Source organism: Burkholderia sp. E168m23, from assembly GCF_016586125.1.
In the GTDB taxonomy this organism is placed as follows: domain Bacteria; phylum Pseudomonadota; class Gammaproteobacteria; order Burkholderiales; family Burkholderiaceae; genus Burkholderia; species Burkholderia orbicola.
The window spans coordinates 1-1,043 of record NZ_BCPP01001476.1 but is presented as its reverse complement, the minus strand read 5'-3'; the positions used below and the strand labels follow the sequence as shown (position 1 = coordinate 1,043).

Sequence of the window (1,043 nt, the reverse complement as noted above, 5' to 3'; positions counted from 1 at the left end):
CATGTCGAGCTCGGCCTGCTCGGCCGTGCGCGCGAGATTCGACCAGAACGCGAGCGTATTCGCGCGCAGCCGTTCGTCGGCCGGATGGGTCCATAGGCTCGGCGCGCCGCCGCAGCCGACGCTGGCTTGTTCATACAGGGAAAACAGCAAGGGGCGAGGATCGGACATCGTCGAAATCGGTACCAAGGCAGGAATCAGTTGGGTGCCGCCCACGCGCCCGACGACGCGCGGCGGCGCCGGGCAGGCACGCGTTCGTCGGGCTGGCGCGTCAGGTAGCGATTGATGCGCTGCTCGAGACGGGCGGCAGGAATGGTCAGCAGCGCGACCAGCACGACATAGACGATCGCCGCACCGGCCAGCGGTTCGTACACGCGCAACGTCTCGAAGCGCAGCGTATTGGCCGTGCCCATCACGTCGAATACGGTCACGGTCGACGCGAGGACGGTCGATTTCAGCAGCAGGATCGCCTCGCCGGTGAGCGCGGGCAGCGCAAGCCGCCACGCACGCGGGCCGACGATGCGGCGCAGCACCTGCAGGCGCGTCATCCCGTATGCGTGGCCGGCCTCGATCTCGCCGGCCGGCACGCCGGCGATCGCACCGCGCAGGATCGTCGCGACGTACGCGCTCTCGTTCACGCTCAGCGCGACGATCGCGTACCAGAACGCGTCGCGCAGCAGCGGCGACGCCCAGCTGTCGCGCATCCATTCGCGCGGGACGATCTGCCCGAATCCGTAGTACAGCAGATAAAGCTGAACCAGGAGCGGCGTGCCGCGGATCAGCATCAGCCAGCCGCGCGCGGACCAGCGCAGCGGCGTATGGCGCGCACCGGCCGCGAGCGCGAGCGGCACGCCCAGCAGCACGCTGGCCACACCCGATACGAGCGTCAGCGCGAGCGTGGTCGGCACCGCGGCGAGCAGCTTCGGCATCACCGTGTCGAGCAGGAACGGCAGCGAGAAGATCATGTCGTCGCGCGCCTCGTGCCGCGGTTCGCATGCCGCTCGAGCGCCGCGAAAATGCCGGTCGACGTGATGCTCAGCAGCAGG

General features: G+C 69.2%; 1 protein-coding gene and 2 pseudogenes. All 3 read right to left on the bottom strand.

Annotated features, from left to right (window positions below):
* A pseudogene (locus JMF90_RS38270) lies at positions 1-168 on the bottom strand (LLM class flavin-dependent oxidoreductase); the annotation flags it as partial.
* Positions 169-194: 26 nt separating this feature from the next.
* Positions 195-962, bottom strand: a complete 768-nt coding sequence (locus tag JMF90_RS38265) for an ABC transporter permease (RefSeq protein ID WP_077179796.1) — start codon at positions 960-962, stop codon at positions 195-197.
* Positions 959-1,043: pseudogene (locus JMF90_RS40750) on the bottom strand (amino acid ABC transporter permease); the annotation flags it as partial. The gene JMF90_RS38265 and the pseudogene JMF90_RS40750, both read right to left, overlap by 4 nt.